The sequence below is a fragment of the uncultured Corynebacterium sp. genome (assembly GCF_902782855.1).
GTDB lineage: Bacteria > Actinomycetota > Actinomycetes > Mycobacteriales > Mycobacteriaceae > Corynebacterium.
In genome coordinates, this window is record NZ_CACZOO010000299.1 from 1 (window position 1) to 3964 (window position 3964).

Sequence of the window (3964 nt, forward strand, 5' to 3'; positions counted from 1 at the left end):
GACCGGCTCATCGGTGGACCGGTAGTCACCGTCGACACCGCCGGCCACGGTGGTCGGCGTGGATGACGCGGCCCCGGGCGCCTCCGGCACAGCAGTGACGCGGACCGTTCCGCGGACTCTGATGGCGGCGTCCTCATGATTGATGGTGAATCCGTTGTCGCCGAGGGTGCAGTCCAGCGAACCCTCCGCGTCGGTCCGGCAGGTGAGGTCGCCGTCGGTGATGCGCCGGGAGGGCTCCAGCTGTCCCGGCGCGGGCGGGACGCCTTCGAGCATGTACCAGGTCAACCCCCGGTCGTCGAGGGTGATCGCAGTTGGACGCTGTGTGCCGAACGGTTCGATCGTGACGTCCGGGGCGTCCTCCGGAGCCTTGCCGGAACAGGTGACCGAGCCATCGCCCATCACGCAGAGACGCATGGTGTCGTCGCCCATGGGGACATCGAAGACGTAGCGTCCGTCCATCTCGAAGGACGCCGGGTCGACGTCGGTCACCTGCGGAGCGGCTGACGTAGTGGTTGTCAGCAGCGGTTCCGGGGTCCCCGAAGACCCGTCCCCATCAGAATCGGAACTGCAGGCGGAGAGGGCAAACAGTGCACTGCCGAGGAGCGCACCGGTAAGAGTCAGGTTGTTTCGGTTCATGATGTTCAGGGTAACGAAAGTCCGTATTGCTGAAGAGCACAGCATGGGTGGTTGACGGGCCTGCCGTACAGATCCGCGGCACCACATTCGCGCCCCACAGACCTTTTCCACCTGATACCATCGGCACCAGTCTGCGGCGAGGGGCCGCAGGACACACCAGCTACAGGGGGGAATCATGGTCGAGAGACTCATGCCTGACTTCGGGCTCGACGCACTGCCGTTGGCCATCGCGTCACTCAACCGGAAATGGCCGGGACCGGGATCCGGGGAAATGGTCCCCAGCGGACTCGTCCCCGGCGCGCCACCGCACATCCGCAGTCTCACCAACTTCTGCCACGGGCTCCCGATGGTCCCGGGGGATGTCGTGGAGACGGAACTGCTGGACACGACGTCAGGACAGGTGCATGCGGAACATGTCCTGACCTGGATGGTCGCGGGGATGCCGGGGAAGGAACAGGCGGAGAGGAAAGCACAGCAGATCAAGAAGCTGCGCCGGGGGAAGAAGACGAAGAAGGCGAGACGCCGCCAGGAGTGGGAGGATTTCGCCGACGGCAATGTCTACGCGCCGGTGGTGCTCACGCATGTCCGGTCGTTGATCCCGGGCGTCTTTGCGATCATCGACGGGTGCGCCGGGCAGAGCCGACGGGAAATCGCAGGCCCCGGGGTCAGCGGACAGCTCATCCCCTACGGGCATGCGGCGGACCGCGACGACGGGATCCTCGAGGACTGGTGGGTGGATGTAGAGTCCGTGTTCGCCGCCGCCGGCTGCGACCTCCTCGACACCGACGGCGACCGTCTCTTCGCGTTCTGGGGGTGGCGGGACTGCCGCGACATCGTGAAGGACGCCTGCCTCGCCGCCGGACTTCCGGCGGAACACACCCGGATCCTCGACGGCAATGACCGGGAGCGGGAGATCAGCCGCTACCTGGAGATGGACCTCATGGATCGGGCCATGTGAGGGGTGGTCGGCGCGTTGCCGGTGCCGTAGGCTCCACCCCATGAAGAGCACTGAAGAGTTCGACCGGGCCTTTGACCGTGGGGCCGACATCGTCGATGACCTCGACCTCGGCACGGCCCGGCGTCCTCATGTCGGCATCGCGCTCAAGGACGCCGCCCAGCACGTCGGCGGGGTCGAGCTCTCTGTCCCCGAGCGGGACGACCAGGCGCGGGCAGCGGAGTTCGAGTGATGGCACAGGACGCCCGGGGGAACAACGAGGCAGAGATCACCGACGCCGACTGGCAGCGGACTGCCGATGCCTTCACCGATTTGTCCGACCCCTCGGTGATGGATGACGCATGGCGCTGACCGACCGTCTTCCCCGTTGACGGCACCTGGGACCCCACCGTGTACGGCGGCCGTTCGCAGCCCGGAACCCGTTGCGTGAAAAACTGGTCAAGATCCGAACGGTGAATACAACGCACCCTCCCGATCTTGACCAACTTTTCACGGAGCAGCCGTCTGCCCACCGTCACCGGTCGCGGCCCCGAGTTGTTGCTGAAGGTGGTCCAGCTCGAACGGTCGCCTGCGCCGGAAGGAAAACTCGTTCGGGGATATCGGGGTAACCGAGGCGTCCACGCCCTCAGCGCCCGCCAGTTCCCTCTCCACTTTCTGCTCCCAGGCGTCCAGCGCCTTACCCAGCGCACGCAGGCCCTTCTCCCCCAGCACCTCCACATGGTCGGCGTCGAGGAAGACCTCCGGTGCACCGGCGGAATCGGACTGGTTGAACTTCACGATCCAGCGTCCGTAGACGGCCGCGTCCAACTCATCGGCCGCGATCGCCACCCCGGCGGCACGCCGGTCCAGGTCGATCACCCGGTGCGTGACCTCCTGCAGAATCCCGCTGGAATCGTCGATGCGAAGGAAGAGCGTGCGCAGCCTCTCCAGCAGCTTCCGACTGGCAGCAGCGACCGCCCCCGGATGCTGGTCGAGCGTCGCCTCCAGCATCGCAACCGGCACCTCGACGGCGCGGGCGACGTCGCTGGAACGACTGTGCACAGCGCGCCACCCGGAAGTTGCGGTGGAGACGGCGTCCTTGAGGAACTTTTCCACGGCCTTGGGGTCGCCGTCAGCGGCGGACGCCTCCGCCTCGACGAGCCGGCCCGCCTCAGGCACGGCGCGCGCCACCGTGCCCAGCAACCGGGCGAGGTCGTCGTGGGACGCGGACGCCAGGTACGCGTCGATGCGGTAATGATCAGGGGTGCGTGGTGCCTTCGCCATGGGATCCAGTGTGCCGGATCACCGGTTGTCCTTCACGTTCCACCGGCACTGGTCTGCTTCCGACCGCAGGCGCGCTGCACGACCCTGCGCGCTTGCCCGCTCATCCCACGCGGTGGGCTGCCAGGTCCCCTCATCGTCGGAGCCGAAACCCCACTCGTCGTAACTGGACTGCTCCGCCTCATAGTGGAACTGTTCGGTGACCTCGTCCACGGCGTCCTCGAACTTCCTCGCTATGGGATCCGCCGCCAGCTCACGCTCCCAGGCGGCGAGAGCCTCATCGAGGGACGCCAACCCGACCTCCCCGAGCACCTCCTTGTAGTCCAGGACGTCGATGACAGGTTCCGTGGCCACATCCCGCCGGGTGTAGTCCACGATCCACTGCCCCAGTTCGCGTCGATTCTCCGGCGAGGTGCAGGTCAGCATACAGACGCAGCGGTAGAGGTACTCGACTCCGCTGACTGCGTCCGCCAGTAGTCCGTGCTCGTCGTCGGCGTTCAGCAGGCGGAGTCGGAGGATGTCGAGGAAACGGCGGAGTTCAAGCGCGACGTCACCCGCCTGGTCCGGGAGCAGTCGCTCTGCAGTCGACGTAGCGTGCCGGACGCGTTCGGCGGCGTCCTCCAGCTCCTCCCCCTCGAGAAGACGGGCACGCCCGCAGGTGGCGTCGATCTCCCGACGCAGGCCCACGAGGTCGTCCGCCGGGGAGCCGAGGTCCTCCAGCGCCGCCCGGTGGACCGCGTCGAATACTGTCTCACTTTCGGCGCCGTCTGCGATCAGGCCGCGCAGCACCGACACGAGCCGTGGCCGGGTGGCGGTGATGAGGAAACGGTCGATGAGGAACTCGGGGCGGTCCCCGGTGGGCGCCGGCGGATTCTCCTGGAGTGCCCCCGAGACGGCGGTGACGAAGTCCCCGGTGGCTGTGCGGTCCAGTACGCGAGTCAATTCCGCGTTGGCCGCCGTGATGTGTCGGCAGGTGCTCCGCGAGGGGCAGGTGCAGGAGGTCCAGCTGTTCCCGACTTCGGGGCGGTCCATGTCGAGTTGGATGTTGTAGACGCCGTTGGTCTCGCGGCTGCCGCGGTCGCAGCCGTAATCGACGACGACGGCGTAGGCGTA

At 67.0% G+C, this 3964-nt stretch carries 5 protein-coding genes; 2 read left to right on the forward strand and 3 right to left on the reverse strand.

Annotation, left to right across the window (positions count from 1 at the left end):
- Positions 1-636 (reverse strand): hypothetical protein (locus tag QZV72_RS12195; protein ID WP_297008852.1); only part of this gene is annotated, 636 nt, incomplete at its 3' end.
- A gap of 175 nt (positions 637-811) precedes the next feature.
- Between QZV72_RS12195 and QZV72_RS12200 the strand changes: the two genes are divergently transcribed.
- Complete coding sequence (locus QZV72_RS12200) at positions 812-1594, forward strand: hypothetical protein (protein WP_297008854.1); 783 nt, start codon at positions 812-814, stop codon at positions 1592-1594.
- Between the two features lie 40 nt (positions 1595-1634).
- Positions 1635-1823 (forward strand): hypothetical protein, encoded by a 189-nt coding sequence (locus QZV72_RS12205; protein WP_297008856.1) that lies wholly within the window; start codon positions 1635-1637, stop codon positions 1821-1823.
- Positions 1824-2080: 257 nt separating this feature from the next.
- On the opposite strand, the gene QZV72_RS12210 is transcribed toward QZV72_RS12205, so the two are convergent.
- Together QZV72_RS12210 and QZV72_RS12215 are read right to left on the reverse strand one after the other, a co-directional pair.
- Entirely contained in the window at positions 2081-2854 is a 774-nt protein-coding gene (locus QZV72_RS12210) for a hypothetical protein (protein ID WP_297008858.1), read from the reverse strand.
- A gap of 18 nt (positions 2855-2872) precedes the next feature.
- A partial coding sequence (locus QZV72_RS12215; protein ID WP_297008860.1) for a hypothetical protein occupies positions 2873-3964 on the reverse strand: 1092 nt, incomplete at its 5' end.